18 protein-coding genes are annotated in these 19,225 nt (G+C 60.8%); 5 read left to right on the top strand and 13 right to left on the bottom strand.

Annotated features, from left to right (window positions below; genetic code table 11):
- Positions 1–347 precede the first annotated feature (347 nt).
- The 10 genes from QN224_RS13950 to QN224_RS13995 form a co-directional block, all read right to left on the bottom strand.
- Entirely contained in the window at positions 348–1,928 is a 1,581-nt protein-coding gene (locus tag QN224_RS13950) for a GMC family oxidoreductase (protein ID WP_283977178.1), read from the bottom strand.
- Between the two features lie 36 nt (positions 1,929–1,964).
- Positions 1,965–2,738, bottom strand: a complete 774-nt coding sequence (locus QN224_RS13955) for an enoyl-CoA hydratase/isomerase family protein (protein WP_283977179.1) — start codon at positions 2,736–2,738, stop codon at positions 1,965–1,967.
- A 3-nt stretch (positions 2,739–2,741) separates the two neighbouring features.
- On the bottom strand, positions 2,742–3,707 hold the full coding sequence (locus tag QN224_RS13960; RefSeq protein WP_283977180.1) for a dihydrodipicolinate synthase family protein: 966 nt from the start codon (positions 3,705–3,707) through the stop codon (positions 2,742–2,744).
- 62 nt (positions 3,708–3,769) lie between these two features.
- Positions 3,770–4,720, bottom strand: a complete 951-nt coding sequence (locus QN224_RS13965; RefSeq protein WP_283977181.1) for a substrate-binding domain-containing protein — start codon at positions 4,718–4,720, stop codon at positions 3,770–3,772.
- A gap of 58 nt (positions 4,721–4,778) precedes the next feature.
- The gene (locus QN224_RS13970; RefSeq protein ID WP_283977182.1) at positions 4,779–5,771 is read right to left on the bottom strand and encodes an ABC transporter permease; all 993 of its coding nucleotides are present in this window, start codon (positions 5,769–5,771) and stop codon (positions 4,779–4,781) included.
- 1 nt (position 5,772) lies between these two features.
- Positions 5,773–6,606, bottom strand: coding sequence for an HAD family hydrolase (locus QN224_RS13975; protein ID WP_283977183.1), 834 nt, complete (start codon positions 6,604–6,606; stop codon positions 5,773–5,775).
- Positions 6,607–6,609: 3 nt separating this feature from the next.
- Positions 6,610–8,073 carry an aldehyde dehydrogenase family protein gene (locus tag QN224_RS13980; protein ID WP_283977184.1) on the bottom strand — a complete coding sequence of 488 codons (1,464 nt, stop codon included), beginning with the start codon at positions 8,071–8,073 and terminating at the stop codon, positions 6,610–6,612.
- 10 nt (positions 8,074–8,083) lie between these two features.
- Entirely contained in the window at positions 8,084–9,577 is a 1,494-nt protein-coding gene (locus QN224_RS13985) for a sugar ABC transporter ATP-binding protein (protein WP_283977185.1), read from the bottom strand.
- A 48-nt stretch (positions 9,578–9,625) separates the two neighbouring features.
- Positions 9,626–10,456, bottom strand: a complete 831-nt coding sequence (locus QN224_RS13990; RefSeq protein ID WP_283977186.1) for a 3-ketoacyl-ACP reductase — start codon at positions 10,454–10,456, stop codon at positions 9,626–9,628.
- Complete coding sequence (locus QN224_RS13995) at positions 10,456–11,670, bottom strand: CaiB/BaiF CoA-transferase family protein (RefSeq protein ID WP_283977187.1); 1,215 nt, start codon at positions 11,668–11,670, stop codon at positions 10,456–10,458. Before QN224_RS13995 ends, QN224_RS13990 begins: the two co-directional genes overlap by 1 nt.
- 150 nt (positions 11,671–11,820) lie before the next feature.
- On the opposite strand from QN224_RS13995, the gene QN224_RS14000 reads away from it, so the two are divergent.
- The 3 genes from QN224_RS14000 to QN224_RS14010 are packed head-to-tail and all read left to right on the top strand — an operon-like array spanning position 11,821 to position 14,430.
- Positions 11,821–12,855, top strand: a complete 1,035-nt coding sequence (locus tag QN224_RS14000) for a LacI family DNA-binding transcriptional regulator (protein WP_283977188.1) — start codon at positions 11,821–11,823, stop codon at positions 12,853–12,855.
- A gap of 8 nt (positions 12,856–12,863) precedes the next feature.
- Positions 12,864–13,172, top strand: coding sequence for a hypothetical protein (locus QN224_RS14005; protein ID WP_283977189.1), 309 nt, complete (start codon positions 12,864–12,866; stop codon positions 13,170–13,172).
- A gap of 1 nt (position 13,173) precedes the next feature.
- Complete coding sequence (locus QN224_RS14010) at positions 13,174–14,430, top strand: glycerate kinase (RefSeq protein WP_283977190.1); 1,257 nt, start codon at positions 13,174–13,176, stop codon at positions 14,428–14,430.
- Positions 14,431–14,574: 144 nt separating this feature from the next.
- Here QN224_RS14010 and QN224_RS14015 read toward each other — a convergent pair whose 3' ends face one another.
- The 3 genes from QN224_RS14015 to QN224_RS14025 are packed head-to-tail and all read right to left on the bottom strand — an operon-like array spanning position 14,575 to position 16,259.
- Positions 14,575–15,273: a type 1 glutamine amidotransferase domain-containing protein gene (locus tag QN224_RS14015; RefSeq protein WP_283977191.1), complete on the bottom strand. Its 699-nt coding sequence runs from the start codon at positions 15,271–15,273 to the stop codon at positions 14,575–14,577.
- Between the two features lie 4 nt (positions 15,274–15,277).
- Positions 15,278–15,514, bottom strand: coding sequence for a 4-oxalocrotonate tautomerase family protein (locus tag QN224_RS14020; RefSeq protein ID WP_283977192.1), 237 nt, complete (start codon positions 15,512–15,514; stop codon positions 15,278–15,280).
- A gap of 31 nt (positions 15,515–15,545) precedes the next feature.
- Positions 15,546–16,259: an SDR family oxidoreductase gene (locus tag QN224_RS14025; protein ID WP_283977193.1), complete on the bottom strand. Its 714-nt coding sequence runs from the start codon at positions 16,257–16,259 to the stop codon at positions 15,546–15,548.
- Between the two features lie 193 nt (positions 16,260–16,452).
- On the opposite strand from QN224_RS14025, the gene QN224_RS14030 reads away from it, so the two are divergent.
- Together QN224_RS14030 and QN224_RS14035 are read left to right on the top strand one after the other, a co-directional pair.
- Positions 16,453–17,397: a LysR family transcriptional regulator gene (locus QN224_RS14030; RefSeq protein WP_283977194.1), complete on the top strand. Its 945-nt coding sequence runs from the start codon at positions 16,453–16,455 to the stop codon at positions 17,395–17,397.
- Between the two features lie 152 nt (positions 17,398–17,549).
- Positions 17,550–19,214 (top strand): AIPR family protein, encoded by a 1,665-nt coding sequence (locus QN224_RS14035; RefSeq protein WP_283977195.1) that lies wholly within the window; start codon positions 17,550–17,552, stop codon positions 19,212–19,214.
- Positions 19,215–19,225 lie beyond the last annotated feature (11 nt).

The following is a 19,225-nucleotide window of genomic DNA, read 5'->3' on the forward strand; positions in this document are numbered from 1 at the left end:
GTCCCTCACAGCCTGGTGAATGGCCGCAACAGAATGACCCTCCTCCGTGAGGGTGCTGTGAACGACGCGCTCTCTTGTGTACCGTCCCCAAGCGCGCATTCCGAACGTAGATGCAAGCGATTGCCCGAGCATGAAACCCTCCGGGGAAGTGACCATGCTCCGGACTTTAGCGCCCTCGCCTCGTGGACTCATTTATACGTGGGTATGAATGCCTGTAAGCGGTGTTTCGATCACACCTTGGCGCAAGTGCCGGGTTCAATTTCAAAGACCAGCGGCCATGAAAGCAATGGCAACTGTGCGCCAATAGGAGACATCGTTGCCTAGAAGTGATTTTGCCTTGGCCGCATTCACGCAGCCTTTATCAAATCCGCTGCCTTCTCGCCGATCATCATCGAAGGACCATTCGTATTCCCGCTCAAGAGAACGGGCATAATCGAAGAGTCTGCGACCCGGAGCCCTCGAACGCCTCGCACAGAAAGCTTCGGATCGACGACTGCCTCCTCGTCGATACCCATCTTGCAGGTTCCAACCGGGTGATAATCGCAGCAGGCATACTGGCGCACGTAAGCCATGATGTCCTCTTTGGTTTTGGCGTCCGGGCCCGGTAGGCGCTCCACCTTGATGTACTTCGCGATCTCAGGCTGAGCAAGAATTTCGCGCGTGGCCTGGATCGACTTTAACGACATGTCGCGGTCGTATTGTTCACCGTGGTAATTCGGGTCTATGAGCGGCATGTCTGCAGGATCGGACGACTTGAGGGAAACGGAGCCAATGCTGCGCGGCCGCAGGAAGGTTGTGTTGACGGTAAAGCCGTGACCGTCCAACCGCGTCTGGCCGCCGCGGACGACCATCGCGGGCGCGATGTGGATTTGCATGTCGGGACGGCCATTACCTTCGCTTGACGCGAAGCCGCCGCCCTCGACGATGACGGATGCCGCAGGACCACCGCGATAGAGCAGCCAATGGAGCCCGTGCTTGAGCGAATGAGGGAAGCGATCCTGACCGTCATAGCTGATCGGGTCCTTCAAGCTGACATGCACGTTCGAGCAAAGGTGGTCCTGGAGGTTCTTGCCAACCCCCTTGAGGTCGATCTTCGGAGCGATGCCGACCTTCTTGAGTTCGTCAGCATCGCCAATGCCTGAGAGCATCAACAGCCGCGGCGAGTTGATCGCACCGCTCGTCACGACGACTTCCCTGCTACACCGGATAGTTCTCAGGTTTTTACCTTCGGCGACCTCGACCCCAACGGCCCGATCACCTTCCAGCACGATGCGGATCGCCCGCGATCCAGTGAGGACGGTCAGGTTCTGCCTGGATTTGATCGGTCGTAGGTAGGACACCGCCGAGCTACGGCGTCGACCATCGCGGCAGGTCACCTGATAAAGCCCCGCTCCATACTGGGTTTCGCCATTGAAGTCCGGATTGTAGGGAAGTCCCCATGACTGACAGGCGCGAACGAATGCCTTTGAGAGTTTGTGGGGACTGACCTGGTCGGAAACCCAGAGGGGGCCTCCCTGTCCATGGTATCGGTTTGCGATCCGCTCGTTGTCTTCGGACATCCGGAAATACGGCAAGACGTCCTCGTACGACCACCCTTCGTTCCCAAGCGCAGCCCAGTTGTCATAGTCCTCCTTTTGGCCGCGGATGTAGATCATGGCGTTGATGGAGCTGGAGCCGCCCAGGGTTTTGCCCTGCGGATACCAAATAGAACGGTTGTCGAGATTCTTCTGCGGGACTGTGTAAAATCGCCAGTTAACGCCGGGTCCGAACAGTTTACCGAGGCCGCCGGGAATGTGGATCATCGGGTTCCAATCGCGCGACCCGGCCTCCAGCAGCAAGACTTTGACGGACGGGTCCTCCGTCAAGCGATTGGCGATCACGCATCCAGCAGAACCTGCGCCCGTTACGATGTAGTCGTAGTTTTCCATGATCCTATCCTCCCAGTCACCGGGTCGCCGAAGCGCCTATCGCCCCTTGAACATGGGCTCGCGTTTTTCGGCAAAGGCCCGGAGACCTTCCATCCTGTCTTCAGTTGCGAATGCTTCGATCGTCAGCTGGCGCTCGACTTCGAGGCCTGTCTCTAGCGGATGCTCGTCGGCCGCCTTGACGGCCCTTTTGGCATATGGCGTTATCGCGACCGATTTCCGAGCGATGTTGGTGGCGAGTTCGACGGCTCGCTCCTGTAACCTGTCAGCTGGCAGGACCTCGCTGACAAGGCCCTTGCGTTCGGCCAGCCCGGCATCGACCATGTCCCCGGTCAACACCATCTGCATGGCGAACGAGCGTCCGACGAGCCTCGGAAGGCGCTGGGTGCCCCCGTCGCCGGGGAACGAACCGATCTTGATCTCCGGCGCGGCGAACTTGGCGGTCTCCGAAGCGAGGATGATGTCGCAGACCAGAGCCAACTCCAGGCCTCCTCCCAATGCGAAGCCGTTGACGGCCGCGATGATCGGCTTAGGGAAATTCTCGATCCCACGCCAGCGCGCGAGCCTGTCGGAGTCGGCGTAAGACGCGACCCCGCGCTCCAGCATGTCGGAGATGTCCGCACCCGCAGAAAAGGCCCGTCCGCTCCCGGTCAGGATCACGCATCCGACACTGTCGTCCGCAGCGGCTTCGCGCAGCAGGTCGACAAGTTCCGCGAGGAGCTCCTTCGACAATGCGTTGAGCTTCTCCGGACGATTAAGCGTCAGGTGCATCACACCTGGCGACGGACTGTCTCTCAGCACGAGTGCGGTCATGGGTCAGGCCACCTTCTTGTAGACCGTTTCAGATGTCAGACCCGCCTGCGCGATGCAACGTCCGATCTTCTCGATTTCGGCCGCGGTCGGCTTGACCAGCGGAGGACGGACATAGGCTTCGTCCCAACGGCCGAGGACGACAAGCGCCTCCTTCATTCGGTTGTGCATGTCGAGCAGTGGATGGTCGTAGAACGCCCTCACGGTCGGATAGATTTTCTCGTTGATGGCCTTGGCGGCGTTGAGGTCGCCAGCCTGAACCGCGCGGAAGAGCGCCACTTGAAGATTGGCGATCACCGAACCCGCGCCGGAAAGCAGGCCGTCGCAACCAAGCGACAGGGAGCCGAGCAGCCATGAACTGTGGGTCGTTACGGTGTTGACGGGACGGTCCAGCGCCTTTAGTTCGCGAATCTGGCGTTCATGCAGATTGCCGTCGCCGCAATTGTCCTTGATGGCCTTGATCGAAGGGAATTTGGTGCAGAGTTCCAGCAGAGTCGGCAACGGGATCGCGAGGTTCGAATTGACCGGGAACTGATAGTGAATAATCGGGAGGTCGGAAGCATCCGTGATCCGCTTGTAATGCTCCTGAATCATCTCGGGGCGCATATGACCGCCAAGAACCATGACTTCAGGCGGGAAGACCAACAGGCCGTTCGCACCCTCATCCTGCGCCCTGCGGGCGATCCGAGCCGCTTCGAGGCTGGAGTTCGTGTAGACCGCGACGATCGTCGGAACCCGCTCCTGTAGTTCTTCCTTGGTCACCGTGATCGCTCGGAACTGTTCCTCGACCGTCAGCGAGGCGACTTCGGCGGCGTGGCCGTTGATCGTGATCGCGGTGATGCCTTCGACGCCGCTGACATCGCCGAGATGCTTGCGATAGGCCTTCTCGTTCACTTCCATGTCGGCGGTGAAGGGCATGAGAACCGCGGGAATAACCCCATGGGGTTTGTCGTAGTGGCGAACGGATGCCATCGCAATTATCCTTCTAATGGTTGGTGGGCCGCGTCCGGAAACGCGGCCCGGTTTCGGGGTTCTCAGATGCCCTTGCCGACGTACTGGTCGACATTCGCCGCCGTGACTTCGACGGTGGGAAGGACGATTTCCTTTTCGATGGCTTCGCCCTTGGCGATCTTGTAAGCGGCCTGGATGCCTTCCGGAGCGCAGTAGGGGTAGATGAAGCAGGCCGACATCTTTCCGGCCTTGATGGCGTCGAACGCGTTGTTCTGGCCATCCATGCCGATTACCTTGACCCCGTCGAGCCGGCCGGCGGCTTCGAGGACTTGGACCGCGCCAAGCGCCATCTCGTCGTTGTGGGCGTAGACGGCCTGGATTTCACCTGCCTTGAAGCGCTGGACCATGTCTTCCATGAACTTGACCGCCTTTTCACGGGTGTAGTCGCAGTTCTGGTCGGCGATCACTTCGTACTTGCTGTTGCTCGCGATGACGTCGGCAAAGCCCTTGTGGCGGTCGAGCGTCGCCGAAGCGCCAGCCGTGCCCTGGAGTTCGATGATCTTCGCGCCGTCGGGAAGCGCGTTGATCAGGAACTTGGCAGCGCCCTCGCCGAGAGGCAGGTTGGCACCGCCCATGTGGCACGTGACTTCTGTGTTCACCTTGCGGTCGAGGGTAAGCACCGGGATGCCGTTCGCCATGGCGTCCTTGACGACGGGCGTTAGCGCCTGGGCCGTAAGCGGAGAGATCACGAGGACGTTGATGCCCTGCGCGACAAGGCTTTCGACGTCGGCGACCTGCTTGGACGCGTCGTTGTTCCCGTCCGTGACGATCAGTTCGATCTCGGGATAGTTCTCGGCGGCGAACTTCTTGTTCACCTCGACCATGGCGATGCGCCAGGGATGGTTCATGGTGCCCTGGCTGAAGCCGACCTTGATCTTGTCGGCGGCGAAGGCTCCGCGGGCCGAGCCGGCCAGCGCCGCTGCCGTCGTCAGTGCCGCGGTGAGCTTCAGAAACTGTCTGCGATTGGTATTCATAGTCACTCCTCCTGTTGAGACTTCCGTGATTCCGCTGCCGACCCCGGTCAGGAAAATGTTAGCGCCGCTGCCTGTGGCGATAGACCTCGAACATCACTGCCGCGATGATGATCGCGCCCTTCACGATCTGCTGGGTAAAGGGCGAGATGCCGAGCAGATTGAGGATGTTTGCGATGACCGCGATGATGGCCGCGCCGATGACGGTTCCGACGATCGTCCCCTCGCCGCCGAAGAGGCTGGTGCCGCCGATGACGACGATCGCGATGGCTTCGAGTTCGAGGTTGGTGCCTGCGGTCGGCTCGCCGACGGTCAGACGGGACACGGTGATCAGTGCCGTGAGCGCCGCGAGAAAACCCGAGATCACGTAGACCGACATGAGCACGGCGTTGACGTTGATGCCTGCCAGACGGGCCGCCTCGGCGTTCGAACCGACGGCGTAGACTTGCCGTCCGTATGCCGTCGACCGCAGCAGGATGAAGGCGATGATCGCCACGCCTGCGAAAATCCAGATCGGAACCGGGACACCGAAGAGGAACCCGCCGCCGAGGAAATAGAAGGCGTCGGTCGCGTCGCCGAGATTCTGCGGCTCGCCGTTCGCGATGGTCATCGCGATGCCGCGGCCCATCACCAGCGTGCCGAGGGTCATGATGAATGGCGGCATGCCAAAAGCCACGATGCCGATGCCGTTGACAGCGCCGAAAACGATCCCGAGAACAAGGGCGATCGCCATGACCAAGGGAATGGACATGCCGCTGGACAGCAGCATCGCCGTGGTGACTGCGACCACGCCAACGATCGAGCCGACCGAGAGGTCAATGCCCCGCGTGAGAATGACAAAGGTCATGCCGACGCTGACGATGCCGAACAGAGCCACCTGACGGCCGACATTCATCAGGTTACCGACCTGGATGAAGCTGGGCGACAGGTAGATCGCGATCGCGCAAAGGATCACGAGGACCCAGAAGAGGCCGAGGCTTTGAGCCACCGAACCGAACCGCGAGAGCATCGAGCCCTCGTTCGCGGCATGCTGTTGGGTTGTCACTTCAACCATTTCACTTTCCTCCCTGGGAGACGGCGTTTGCCTCGGCGTCGCGCCGGGTCCTGAGCCAGTCTGCGACATCCGCCATGCCGCCCTCGTCGCACGAGGGCCCGACGAACTCCGCGAATGCTTTGATTTCATCGATGGCGTTGGCGACGGTCACGGCCGTGCCCGCCCAGCGCAGCATGCCGAGATCGTTTTCGGCGTCGCCGGCGGCCACGCAGTCCTCAGCCCCGATCCCCAGCTCGCCCGCCAGCGCTTCGATCGCGGTCCTTTTGGACACGTCCAGCGGACCGACTTCCAGAAGCCGCCAATGCGATCCAGCGACCATCAGGTTGCCGGAGAACGCGTCCTTCAGGGCGTCGAAGCATTCGTCGGACGGATCGGTGCGGACACACATGATCTTCCCCGGCTCGGCCGGAAGGTCTGCGACCGTGTCGACGATCGCGATTGTCTCGCCCGTGATTTCGACTTCGCGCTCGGCTACCGGGTTCCGACCGACGGTGTAGGCATTGCCGTTCGCATACCATAGCGTCGCCAATCCCCTCTCCAAGGCGAACTCGACCACCTTCAGCGCCGATGTGCGTTCGATCGAAGTCGAGCGCCGGGCAGCAGAAGAGACGACATCGCCGACCCATCCACCATTGAAGCAGATGACGAGGTCCGACAGTTCCAACCGCTCGGCATAGGGCCTCACCGCCTCCGGCGACCGGGCGGTGGCGAGCACGATCCGAACGCCGCTGTCGCGCAGCGCCCGGAATGCGCCGACGACGGACGCCGGGAGCTCGTAGCCGTGGGTCAGGATTGTACGGTCGACGTCGGTGACCAGGAGCCGGGCGGGGAACATGGATCAGCTCCCGAAGACCGGAGTGCGCGCACCCGTGTGGATGAAGAGGGTCTTGAGCTGGGTGAATTCCTCGAACCCGGCCTGACCCATCTCGTAGCCGAAGCCCGACCCCTTGACGCCCGTGAGCGGAAGCTGGGGCGCGCCGTCGATAATGGTGTTCGCCTGCACCCAGCCGCTCTTGAGGCGCTTGGCGACGGTCATCACCGTGTCGATGTTTTTGCTCCAGACGTAGTTCGACAGGCCGAAGGGGCTGTCGTTGGCGAGTTCGATCACCTCGTCCACAGTCTCGAACCGGGTGACCGAAAGGACCGGGCCGAAAATCTCTTCCTGGAAGATTTTCATGGTCGGCTGGACGTGGTCGAAAATGGTGGCCTGGACGAAGTGGCCGGCCCCGCCCGCCGCTCCGCCGCCCACGAGCAGCTTCGCGCCTTCGGCGACGCCCGAGTCGATGTATTCGAGGACCTTGCCGTGGTGCTTGGGATCGATCATCGCACCGATGTCGGTGTCTTCGTCGAAGGGATTGCCGACCTTGAGCTTCTTGGTGCGCTCGGTCACACGGGCGGTGAAGTCGTCGGCGATCGAATTCTGGACGAACAGGCGCGATCCCGAGACGCAGCATTCGCCGTTGTTGAAGAAGACGCCCATGAGCGCGCCGTCGACGGCGGCGTCCAGATCGGCATCCGCGAACACCATGTTGGCGGACTTGCCTCCGAGTTCGAGCGAGGTCTTCACGACGTTCTTGGCGGACGCCTCGATGACCTGCTGGCCGACACCCGTCGATCCGGTGAAGCTGATGAAGTCGATGCCCGGATGTTCCGTCAGGGTCTTGCCGATGACCGAACCTTTGCCGCTGACCACATTGAAGACGCCTGCCGGAACCCCGGCTTCGACTGCGAGCGCCGCCAGTTCCAGCGCGCTTCCGGAAGTGAACTCGGAGGGCTTGACCACCGCCGTGCAGCCGGCCGCCAGCGCGAACGGCACCTTCTGCGCCAGAATCAGCGCCGGGAAGTTCCACGGTGTCACGAGGGCGACCACGCCGATCGGCTCCCGCATCAGGAGCGCGGTCTTGTTGGCCCCGAGGTTCGTATAGGTCGACCCGACCATCTGCATCGCAAGCGATGCGGCGTAGCGGATGAGCCCGACCACGCCGGAGATGTCGCCCCTGGCGAAACGGATTGGCTTGCCGACTTCCTCGACTTCGATCTGTACGAGCTTGTCGTAGTTGGCTTTGACGAGCTCAGCAAAGCGGTTGAGGATTTCCGCACGCTCCATGCCGCTCATCTGCGGCCACGGTCCCTTGTCGAACGCTTCGCGAGCCGAACGGACCGCGCGATCCATATCCTCGGGCGTGCCGGAAGCAAACGTCGCCACCGTCTCGCCCGTCGCCGGAGCGTTGCGCTCGACGAAGTCGGTCGGAGCCGCGTCGAAGCGACCGTTGATGAAGTGTGTGTAGGAACGGACTGTCATCGTGCTTTCCTCAATTCCAGACTGCGTTGGACATGATGCTTTCCTCGGTAGCGCCCTTACCTTCGAGGATGGCGGCGACTTCGCCCTGGCGCATGACGAGGATGCGGTCGCAGAGGCCGAGGATTTCTGGGAGTTCGGAGGACACCATCACGACGCTCGCGCCCATATTGGCGGTGACCTGGACGAGCAGGTCGTAGATTTCGCGCTTCGCCGCGACGTCGACACCGCGGGTCGGTTCGTCGACGAGGAGGATGCTCGTACCCGCGCTCAGCTGGCGGGCGATCCCACATTTTTGCTGGTTTCCGCCCGACAGCGTCCTGACACGGGTCGCGCCGGACGGCGTCTTGATCCGCATCTGGCTGATGTAGTTGGAGACGATGCCCTTCTCCTTGGTCCCGCTGAGAAGTCCGCTCGTCGCAAGCTCGCCGAGGGAGGAGATCGTGACGTTGAACGCGACGGACTGGTCGAGGAACAAGCCCTCGGTCTTCCGATCCTCCGGCAGAAGGCCGACGCCTTTTGCCAGGGCCACGCGTGGCTTGCCAAGCGTCAGCTGGCTACCGTCAATCGCGACCTCGCCGCTGTCGACGGGGTCGGCACCCGCGATCGCCCTTAGGATTTCAGTCCTTCCGGAACCCGCAAGACCGCAGATGCCGAAGATTTCGCCGCGGCGGACGTCGAAGCTGATGTCCTTGAGCTTGCCCTTGCGGTTGAGACCTTTCACCGAAAGCCGGATGTCGTCCTTCGGCGCGACGCGGCCGGGGAAGATGTCGTTCATCTCGCGTCCGACCATCTTGCGGATCAGGTCGGCCGACGTAGTCTGCGCGATCGGCTCGCTCGAAATCACCTGTCCGTCCCGAAGGACGGTGACGTCGTCGCAAATCTCGTAAAGTTCCTTCAGACGGTGGGAAATGTAGACGAACGACACGCCCTGAGCCCGGCTCAACGTGCGGATCAGCTCGAACAGGTTTTCGAGTTCGCTGTCGCCGAGCACGGCGGACGGCTCGTCAAGGACGACGATCCGGGCGTCGCGCGAGATCGCCTTGGCGATCTCGACCATCTGGCGCTGCGCGACACTCAGGCGATCGATCCTGGCCGACGGATCGACGGCGAAGTTCAGCTTCTTCAGTATCGCCGCGGCATCCCGCTTGGCCTTGCGCCAGTCGATGGTTCCGATGGCGGTCTTGGGAAGGCGGCCGAGAAAGATGTTCTCGGCGACGGTCAGATGCGGGGCCTGCGCGAGTTCCTGATAGATGACGGCGACGCCGAGTTGCAGCATCTTGTCGGGTGTCGGAGCTTCGACCACGTTCCCGTCGATAGCGACCTGGCCTTCTGTGGCGAGATACGCGCCCGACAGAATTCGCATAAGCGTGCTCTTGCCGGCTCCGTTTTCACCCACGAGCCCGTGGACCGTTCCCTTGGCGACCGCGAAGCTGACATCCTTCAGCGCATAGACGCCGGGGAACCGCTTGTGGATGCCTTTCATCTCAAGAATGGGAGATGCCATATCGAGGTCTCCAGTCCGTGAAATCGATTTCACGACCAACCAAAAAATTCAGAGCCGGGGAATCTGCATGCCGCCGCCGATGTTGTAGACATCGCCCGTGCTGAACGGCATGCCTCCGGTCACCAGCGTTGCGACGCCGCGAGCGATGTCCTGTGGCTGGCCCCAGCGCCTCATTGCGCAGACGGCACCGTTCTCGATCTGGGGCGTGTAGCGCTCGAGCACGTCGGCGGTCATGTCGGTCATGATCAGACCGGGGCGGATTTCGTAGACGCCGATACCATGCTCCGCCAGGCGCAGAGCATACTGCTGGGAGGCCATGGACAGACCTGCCTTGGATATGCAGTACGGTCCCTTCTCCGGCGACACCAGATGCGCGTTCGCAGAGGTGATGAACACGATCGAGCGGTCTTCAGGAGCCTCGGCTCTCGCGACCATCCGCTTGGCGACAGCCTGCGTCAGGAAGAACGTGCCGCGGAGGTTGACGTCGATAAGGCGGTCGAAGCTCTCTTCCGAGACATCGAGGAGATCGCCGCGCTCGGAGACTTGAATGCCAGCATTGTTGACGAGGCAGTTCACCGGACCGAGCCCCGCCTCGACACTGTCGAGAAAGGCGACGTAGTCCGAGGTCTTCGAGATATCGAGGCGGAACAGCGACGCGCGTTGCCTCTGCCCCTCGACCAGCCTGACGGTCTCGCGCGCCGTATCGTCGTCCCGAAGGTCGACCACGGCGATGTCGAAGCCCGCCGAAGCCAACTCTACGCAGATCGCCTGTCCGATGCCGCGACGGCCGCCCGTCACGATGGCGACACCGCGATCGACGGGGGCATTGTCGACTGCGCGCCGATCTCCCCGATTGCTGGTTTGGATATCCGCTTTCATCACGCAGCCCCTCTTTCCGATGCTTCGTCTCGGGACGCCACGACGGCGTTCGCGGACAGGAGATGTTCGACCTCGGAGGACGAGTAACCGTGCTCCGACAGGATTTCGCGGGTGTGCTCGCCAATCTCCAGCGCCAGGACGCGGAGGTCGGGAACCTTGCCGTCGTAGCGATTCGGGTGGTTCACCAGATGGATGGTGCGCCCCTTGACCTCGACCTTGCGGAACACCTCGGAATGTACCAGCTGGGGATCGGTCAGAAGCTCATCGTAATAGCGGATCGGAGCCCACCAGACATTGTGACTGTCGAAGCGCTGTCCGAGTTCCTCGACGCTGAACTTCGCCGTCGCCACCGCCAAGGCCCTCGCGAACTCGTCGCGATCCTCGTAGCGGTCCTTCGACAGCAGAGCGCGGATGTCGTCGCTTTCGACCGCCTCGGCAAGATCGGGCACCTTGCAGAGCGACACCACGACGTGGCCGTCCCTTGCCGGGTAGACGCCATATGGCGCTTCATGGAACCAGGTCGCGAGGTTCTTCTCGCGCTTGAGGACTTCGCGCTTCATGCCGCCCGCGAACCAATTCAGAAGCGGCTCGCTCTGGAGATCGATCCCGGCGTTCAGAAGGCTTCCTTCCACGCGCGTCCCCTTGCCCTCGCGGAGCTTCCGGACGATCGCTCCCAGGATGCCCATGGCGAGCAGAGCGCCGCCATGCTGATCGACGACTGCCGCACCTACGGGTGTCGGGCCGACTGCCGGCGTCCCTGTGACGCTGATCAGTCCCGAGCGCGCCTGCACCAGGATGTCCTGGCCCGGCTTGTCGACCATGGGGCCGCTCGATCCGAAACCGCTCGCCGAGGCGAAGATCAGCGTTGGGTTGAGGCGATCGAGTTCCGCCTGATCGAAGCCGAGCCGGGAGAAGACACCCGGCCGGAAATTTTCGAGGACGACATCGGCCCTGGCGATCAAGCGGCGAGCCACTTCCTTGCCTTCAGGGCTCTTGAGGTCGATGCCGATCGAACGCTTGTTACGATTGGCACAAAGATAGAAGCCGCTCACGCCTTCGATATAGACGCCAGCGCCGGACCAATGACGTTCGTATGCGCCCGTCAGAGGCTCGACCTTGATCACGTCGGCACCCATGTCTGCGAGATATTGGTCCGCGGCCGGCCCCTGCAGAAAATGGCAGAAGCTGACGACCTTTATTCCTCCTAACAGCACCGTTTCCTCCAGCTGTCGTTTTCGAGAAATCGATTTCACACACTTTCTTGACCATGTCAACACCCCTTCCAGTGTTCGGAAAATCAATTGTGTTTTGCGGCGCATCGTGCAATAAATCGATTTCACAGGATTTCACGAGGAGAGCAATCCATGGTGCTGGACAATGATCGCGCAGACACCAAGATCGTCGATGTCGCAAGGCTGGCGGGCTGCTCTCCTGCCACCGTTTCCCGGGTGTTGAACAACAACCCCAAAGTCGCCCCGGATGTCCGCGACCGCGTCATGAGGGCCGCGACGCAATTGGGCTATGTGCGCAATGGCTCGGCACGGGCATTGCGCTCGACGAAAAGCCGCACGGTCGGAGTGATCATCCCTACACTCGACCACGCGATCTATGCGTCGATGGTCCACAGCCTCCAGGCGCGCCTTGCCGAGAAGGACATCTCGGTCATCATCAACACGTCCATGTACGACATCGACATTGAATTCGAGCAGGCGAAGCTTCTTGTCGAGCGCGGCGTCGAGTCGGTCGTTCTCGTCGGTTCGACCCACCGCGCCGAAACCCTGGCGATGCTGGAGCAGAGGAACATCGCCTATGTGTTCACCTACACCTCCATGATAACCGACGTCGGCGCTGCGGTCGGGTTCGACAACGCGAAGGCCGGAGGCATGGCGGCGCGCTATCTCGTCGACCTTGGCCATACTCGCTTGGCGATGATCGCCGGCATTACGGAGAACAATGATCGCGCGTCCGCCCGCCGAGACGGGTTCCTCACGGAGCTGGAGCGGCAGGGTATCGGTCGGGACAACATCGCCATCACCGAGTCGGCCTACAAGATCGAAGGCGGCCGCGACGCCATGAGGAAACTGATGACAGGGCCGAACCCGCCGTCCGCGGTGTTCTGCGGCAGCGACATCATCGCGGCTGGCGCGATCAAATACTGTCACGCCGAAGGCATCCGGGTCCCGGAGGACGTCTCGGTGTTCGGGTTCGACAATCTCGAGATCGCCGAACTCACCCATCCCGAACTGACGACGATCGAGGTCCCGGCACGGGACATGGGGGCAATTGCCGCAGAGTATCTGATGGCGACCCCGCTGCAACGCCAGCACATGCGGCAGCGCGAACTGTCGTTGAGACTGATCGTGAGGGCCAGCACTGCTCCCCGCAAGCTGAACGCCTGAGGCATTCGATGCAGTTCCTGGTGATCTCCAGACGGCTCACTGACAAGTTCAGCAAATCCGACTTCGAGCCGATCGTTCCGTTGGAAGGAGCGCGGGCGAGATATCTCTACAGCATAGGGTTCACGCGGCAGATTTGGCACCGCGGCGATCAGCCGGGAGCGTGCCAGATCGTCGAGGCCGATACCTTGGAGGAGGCACGCTCCCATCTGTCGACGCTTCCGATGGCGCAAGCTGGCATGATCGAATTCGACATCATTCCCCTCAAACCCTACGCGGGCTTCGCGCCCGAGAGTGTTCGACAACACAGTGAAGGCTGAAATGGAAAACCCGAGAGAGTTCCTGGTGTCACTCTTCAATGCGGCCGTCGAAGCAGCCGACGCCGACCACGCGCTAAGGAACTACCTGCCTGAATGTCCCAGGGGGCGCACGATCGTCGTCGGCGCAGGCAAGGGCGTCGCCCAACTCGCGCGGGCGCTGGAACGGGCGTGGGAGGGCCCCTTGGAGGGCACCGTCGTCACGAGATACGGGTATGCGGTTGCTTGCGAACGCATCGAAGTCTTGGAAGCATCGCATCCCGTGCCGGACGAGGCAGGCCTGAAGGCGTCGGAACGGGTGTTCGAGCGCGTCGCCGGCCTGACCGAAGATGACTTGGTAATCAGCTTGATCTGTGGCGGGGGCTCCGCTCTTCTTCCCGCGCCCGCCGACGGCCTCACGCTGGAAGACGAGATCGCGCTGAACAAGGAGCTTCTCAAATCCGGTGCGCCGATCGCAGCGATGAACGCGATCCGCAAGCAGTTCTCGAAGATCAAGGGCGGACGGTTGGCTTTGGCGGCCCATCCGGCGAAGGTCGTGTCGCTCGTGGTCTCCGACATACCGGGCGATGTCGCCTCCCTCGTTTCATCGGGTCCGACGATCCCCGACGCGACCACGCGGCAGGACGCCGCCGACGCGATCGCAAGATATCGGATCGAACTGCCGGACCACATGATACGACAACTTGAGACTGCTACAGCCGCGCCGGACCCCAATGACCCGAGGTTCAGCGGCAACATCGCGCATGTCGTCGCGTCGGCGGGCAAGTCACTGGAAGCCGCAGCTGAACACGCGCGCGCCCAGAGTGTGGAAGCCGCGATCCTTTCGGACTCCATCGAGGGCGAAGCAAGCCTGGTGGGCGGGGTCCATGCCTCGATCGCGCGGGAAGTCGCATTGCGGAACCGTCCGTTCCGAAAGCCAGTGGTGATCCTATCGGGAGGTGAGACGACCGTGACGTTGCGTGGCAAAGGCAAAGGCGGACGGAACACCGAGTTCCTTCTGGCATTCGCCATCGGAATTGAAGGACTCGATGGCGTCACCGCACTCGCGGCAGACACCGATGGCATTGATGGAAGCGAGGACAACGCGGGGGCCTTCGCGGACGGTAAATCGGTTGCTCAGATGAACGGCGCTGGAAGAACGGCTCAAGCATTGCTTGAAGGCAACGACGCCTGGACCGCATTCGAGGCCGCTGACGCGCTCTTCGTTCCCGGGCCAACCGGGACGAATGTCAACGATTTCAGGGCAATATTTATTGAATAGATTGGCGCACGCGAAGGTGTGAGGGCCGCTTAGGGCGCAAAGCGGTCGCGCGCAGGACCGCCGGCTACCGGCATTTGCTACATAGTTCCGTATGCGCCCCATTTTCGCCCCGAGCGAGGCCTTGCCCACCTTCTATGCCGACCATCAGTCAAACACGGCTCTCTTTTGTGTACTCTCGAGGAATGCCAAAGCAGCAGGTTTTGAGGAAGCTGGATTTTGCCCAGTTACGAGCCTGCGGTCGACAGCGACGAACGGCTCAAAAGCTCGGCCTTTCCGGTATACAGCGCCGGAATCCCTGAGTACATCCTCGAGCAGAAAGGGCATTTCCTCCATCAGCCCGAGGGCTTTCTCCTCCTCATTGGAGAACGCGGTCACCGTCCGCCCTTCTAGGAAGGATATGCCGTGGACGCGAACGTGAAGAAGCGCAGCCGGAGCGTGGCAAACCGCACCGATGCACTTTCCCTGTTCCGCGAAGGCACTCAGGAGATACGAAGAAGACCTGTCGGTGGCGAGGTCCCACATCGGGCCATGACCGCCGGGATAGAAGACACCGTGGAATTCCTCCGCCCGGGCGTGAGAAATCTCCATGGTGTGGTTCAAAATGGTCTGCGCCGCCGGATCGGTGCGGAAGCGGTGGGTTGCGGGGCCGATCTCCTCGCCGAGGCTGGCAGGGTCGATCGGCGGCATTCCGCCTTCTACCGATGCCACCGTCACGATCGCCCCCGCTTCCATGAAGACATAGTACGGCGCTGCGAACCCCTCGAGCCACAGACCGGTTTTGCGGCCTGTGGCTCCGAGTTCATCGTGCGACGTAGCCACCATCAGAATCCGTAGTGGCTCCATCGTCTCATTTTGCCTTTTCAGTCAGTTGGTTCCGATACTCGGCGACCGGTAGGCCACCGACACCCCAGTTTTCCATCTCCACTTCCTCGATGACCACAAAGGTTGCCGACTGCGGTTTCCCGAGCACTTCAAACAGAAGGTCGCTGACGCCCTGAATCAACCTGGCTTTTTGTTCAGCGGTGGTCTTCACCGCTCCTGGCGAGGTTCCCTCTCGTGTGACCCGGATATTTACGTACGGCATATCAGCCTCCTAAAAGATGGTCGTTGGGAACTCACCAGCGTCCGGCGTGCTGCCCGCCGTCGACATGCAGGGTCTCGCCGGTGACGAACTTGGCGTCCTCGAGATACAAGACGGCTTCGGCGATCTCGCTGACTTCGCCCATACGGCGCACGGGGTGCAGATCGGCGAGAAACGCGTGGTTCTCCTGGGGATGCATCGGGGTCTTGATGATACCAGGCGACACGGCGTTCACGCGGATACCCTTGGGCGCGTACTCGATGGCCAGCGAGCGGGTGGCGGCGTCCAGGCCCCCCTTCGACAGCGAGGCGAGGACGGACGGAACGCCGGCCATCGGCTGGTTGACGAGGGACGTGGTGATCTGGACGATGTGCCCGTCACCGCGCTTTAGCATCTGCTTCGCAGCAAGCTGGCTCACATAGAAGAAGCCCGCGACGTTGACGTTCAAGACGTTGCGGAAGTCTTCCTCGGTGTATTCGGTGAAGTCCTTCGCGATAAATATGCCGGCGTTGTTGACCAACGTGTCGATGCGGCCGAAGCGTTCTACTGCAGTTGCTACCACTTTTTCGGCGACGGCCCGCTCACCGATATCACCACCCACCGCCACGATGCCGCGGTCGCCGGACTCAGCGATGTTGCGGGAGTTGGCGACGACAGCGTACCCGCGGGCCCGGTAGGCGCTTACTATGGCGGCACCAATGCCCTGTGACGCGCCGGTGACGACAGCTACTTTCGTTTCCTGGCTCATTTTCCACTCTTTCCGTTGCGCGCGGGCACACGGGAGCGCATGGGCAATTCCGGCCCATCCCTAGTCCGCAGCGATCGTTGTTGAAGTTTTACCGGCAGGGCAGCGTTGCCTTGCCTGTGAAACATCTAGTAGCTTCCTCGCGGCGTCGGAATGCTCGCCGGCAGCAACTCACTATTCCGCGAAGAGGAAGAATATGGACCGCATAGATGCGATGAAGGTTTTCGTCTGCGCTCTGGACGAAGGAAGCCTAGCGGCCGCCGGCCGGAAGCTGAACCGCTCTCCGGCTGCGGTGACGAGGGCCATCAGCTTCCTCGAAAGTCACGTGGGCGTACAGCTGCTCCACCGGACCACAAGAACCATCAGGCTAAGTGAGGCAGGCGAGCGATACGCGTCCGCCTGCCGCCGAGTGCTGACCGATCTCGAAGAAGCGGACCTCCTGGCCGCCGGCGAAACAAAAGCGCCCAGGGGAACCCTGACCGTCACCGCGCCACTTGTAAGCGGCGTTTCGATCTTACGTCCAATCCTTGATGCGTACCTTCGCGAACACCCGGAGGTGAACGCGAAACTTCTGCTGCTGGACCGCACTGTCAGCCTGATCGACGAAGGAATAGACGTAGGGCTTCGCATCGCGCACCTCACCGACTCGACCATGATCGGAATTCGGGTCGGGGAAGTACGCCGGGTTTTGTGTGCTGCCCCATCCTATCTGGACAACGCCGACGCGATCGAGAGTCCATCCGATCTTGCCCACCACACGTGTATTGCGCTGGCTCAGTTCGGTCATGAGAGTTGGAGTTTTCCCCCTCGAGAAGGAGGTGGAAGCCAACGGCTGGTGCACATCAAGCCAAGATTGACGATAAACGGTGTGGCAGGCGTGGTCGCATCGGCGCTCGAGGGAAATGGCGTGACTCGGGTGTTTTCCTACCAAATTGCGGAATACGTGAAGAGAGGTGAGCTGAGAATTGTCCTCGCGGCCGACGAGCCACCTCCTCTACCCGTACATATCGTTGCGCCTGAAGGTCGGCTCTCTGTGCCGAAGGTCAGAGCGTTCGTGGATTTCGCGGTGCCCCGACTGCGAAAGGAGTTCGCTGAGCTATCAAGGATTTGCAAAATTGATGAGTCCCACTTCGAGAGTTAGACGCCGTAGAAGAGATCGGCGAGCAGATGGGCGCTGACGTGCTTGGGGACTCCGATGTCACCAAAATCGCAGTGAATAACATTAACCTGCCCGGTGCACCGTACGAGTATAACGGGTAGACCTAAGTTTGCTTCAATCGAGGTTGAACTTGGATGCCCGCCGTTTCAGCACTTGAATGGGATATTATAGACGCCCGCGTTTCCGCGGCGAAGGATCGATATCAGCTATCAGGTCTATCGCTTGCCTTCCTGTATCTCGTGTTGGAGCAGTATTTTCCCGACCGCTCGTCTGACTATCCGGAAATGATCGTCGACGGCGGCAACGATCTTGGCGTTGACGCCATCGAAATTCTGGAGCGCGAAGACAGGGCGGAAGTTCTGATATTCCAGTCGAAGCATCGGACGTCGCTGAATTCGACGGATCGAACGATCAACGACAACGAGGTCTTGAAAATCGGTTCTTTCTTGCATGCGCTATTTGACAAGGAGGACCGACTATCCAAGACGGGCAACCTGCAACTGACCGAGGCCGTATCGCGGATATGGCAGCTTCACCGTAACGGAGTAATATGCCGTTACCGGGTCATCCTGTGCAGTAACGGGAAGGGTTTGTCACCGTCTGCCAAGACCATCTTGGAGAGTACGCTCAGGTCGATGTTCAATGTGGACTACGAGGTGTACGGTCCGGCGGAGATGATGCGTGACATCGGGGCGACCGGTCGAGAACGCGAAACAGGAAAGCTCCAGGTCATAGGCCGAGAGGCGTTTGAAAGAACCGATGGCGACATCCGGGGCGTAATAGCTTCTGTAGACGCGCGGTCGTTCGTTGAGATGATCCAGACGCCCGACAAGAGATCGATTAAGCGACACCTCTTTGACGAGAACTTGCGAATCTTTCTAGGTGCAAACGGTGGATACAACAGCAACATCATACAGACGGCGGTGTCGGACGACAGCCATCTCTTTTGGTATTTAAATAACGGGATAACGATCACCTGCAAGGAATACGCGTACAACAAAAGTCACGCTAACCCGGTGATCAGGATCGAAGACTTTCAGATCGTCAACGGAGCGCAAACCTCTCATTCCCTGCTGGAGGCGTACAAGCGGTCACCCGAGGCATTCGAAAACGTGGTGTTGATGGTCAGGGTCTATGCCACAGCCCGCAGCGATATTACTGAACGGGTCGCCGTCGCGACGAATAGCCAAGCTCGCATTCAGGCCCGCGATTTGATGGCCAACCATCCCATTCTGAAGAAGCTCGAGATCGCATTCCATGACCAAGGCTATTTCTTCGAGCGCAAGCGCAATATGCATGTCGATCGCGATCCAAGGAAGAGAATCGATGCATTGAAACTCGGGCAGATACTGCTTTCCTTTCACCTCGGAGAGCCGGACCGTGCAAAAGCGGATTCTGACACGATTTTTGGCGAACGCTTCAATGCGATTTTCCACGAGTCCTACGTCGTCGAGGACCTCTGCCGCCTCGTGGAAGTTTATCGGCTTATCGAGGAAATGCGCGAGGCGCACCTCTCCAAACAGCGAGATGCTATCGAGCCCACAGGCGAGCACCAGTACCTCGTTTATGGCCATTGGTTTGTGCTGTACGCCGCACGTTTGATACTCACGCAAAAGGACCGTCCCCTGCCTACAGGCGACGATGCGCAAAGGCTTGTTCTTGAAGCTTTGACGCTTGTCTCCAATGCGTGTGCGAATGTGAAGAGCGCTGCGCAGTATCAGTTGTTCCGGAGTTCTAAAACGAAGGCGCGCATCATTGCCGAAATCGAAGGGCGGCAACTGAGCCTCTTCGACTTATAGGTTTCCAACCT

This window comes from Sinorhizobium sp. 7-81 (genome assembly GCF_030124405.1).
In the GTDB taxonomy this organism is placed as follows: Bacteria; Pseudomonadota; Alphaproteobacteria; order Rhizobiales; family Rhizobiaceae; genus Sinorhizobium; species Sinorhizobium psoraleae.

What these genes read in the sequence shown, in the direction of transcription:
- QN224_RS13950 (WP_283977178.1), bottom strand. Translation starts at nt 1,928, where the DNA reads ATGGAAAACTACGACTACATCGTAACGGGCGCAGGTTCTGCTGGATGC.
- QN224_RS13955 (WP_283977179.1), bottom strand. Translation starts at nt 2,738, where the DNA reads ATGACCGCACTCGTGCTGAGAGACAGTCCGTCGCCAGGTGTGATGCAC.
- QN224_RS13960 (WP_283977180.1), bottom strand. Translation starts at nt 3,707, where the DNA reads ATGGCATCCGTTCGCCACTACGACAAACCCCATGGGGTTATTCCCGCG.
- QN224_RS13965 (WP_283977181.1), bottom strand. Translation starts at nt 4,720, where the DNA reads ATGAATACCAATCGCAGACAGTTTCTGAAGCTCACCGCGGCACTGACG.
- QN224_RS13970 (WP_283977182.1), bottom strand. Translation starts at nt 5,771, where the DNA reads ATGGTTGAAGTGACAACCCAACAGCATGCCGCGAACGAGGGCTCGATG.
- QN224_RS13975 (WP_283977183.1), bottom strand. Translation starts at nt 6,606, where the DNA reads ATGTTCCCCGCCCGGCTCCTGGTCACCGACGTCGACCGTACAATCCTG.
- QN224_RS13980 (WP_283977184.1), bottom strand. Translation starts at nt 8,073, where the DNA reads ATGACAGTCCGTTCCTACACACACTTCATCAACGGTCGCTTCGACGCG.
- QN224_RS13985 (WP_283977185.1), bottom strand. Translation starts at nt 9,577, where the DNA reads ATGGCATCTCCCATTCTTGAGATGAAAGGCATCCACAAGCGGTTCCCC.
- QN224_RS13990 (WP_283977186.1), bottom strand. Translation starts at nt 10,456, where the DNA reads ATGAAAGCGGATATCCAAACCAGCAATCGGGGAGATCGGCGCGCAGTC.
- QN224_RS14000 (WP_283977188.1), top strand. Translation starts at nt 11,821, where the DNA reads ATGGTGCTGGACAATGATCGCGCAGACACCAAGATCGTCGATGTCGCA.
- QN224_RS14005 (WP_283977189.1), top strand. Translation starts at nt 12,864, where the DNA reads ATGCAGTTCCTGGTGATCTCCAGACGGCTCACTGACAAGTTCAGCAAA.
- QN224_RS14010 (WP_283977190.1), top strand. Translation starts at nt 13,174, where the DNA reads ATGGAAAACCCGAGAGAGTTCCTGGTGTCACTCTTCAATGCGGCCGTC.
- QN224_RS14015 (WP_283977191.1), bottom strand. Translation starts at nt 15,273, where the DNA reads ATGGAGCCACTACGGATTCTGATGGTGGCTACGTCGCACGATGAACTC.
- QN224_RS14020 (WP_283977192.1), bottom strand. Translation starts at nt 15,514, where the DNA reads ATGCCGTACGTAAATATCCGGGTCACACGAGAGGGAACCTCGCCAGGA.
- QN224_RS14025 (WP_283977193.1), bottom strand. Translation starts at nt 16,259, where the DNA reads ATGAGCCAGGAAACGAAAGTAGCTGTCGTCACCGGCGCGTCACAGGGC.
- QN224_RS14030 (WP_283977194.1), top strand. Translation starts at nt 16,453, where the DNA reads ATGGACCGCATAGATGCGATGAAGGTTTTCGTCTGCGCTCTGGACGAA.
- QN224_RS14035 (WP_283977195.1), top strand. Translation starts at nt 17,550, where the DNA reads ATGCCCGCCGTTTCAGCACTTGAATGGGATATTATAGACGCCCGCGTT.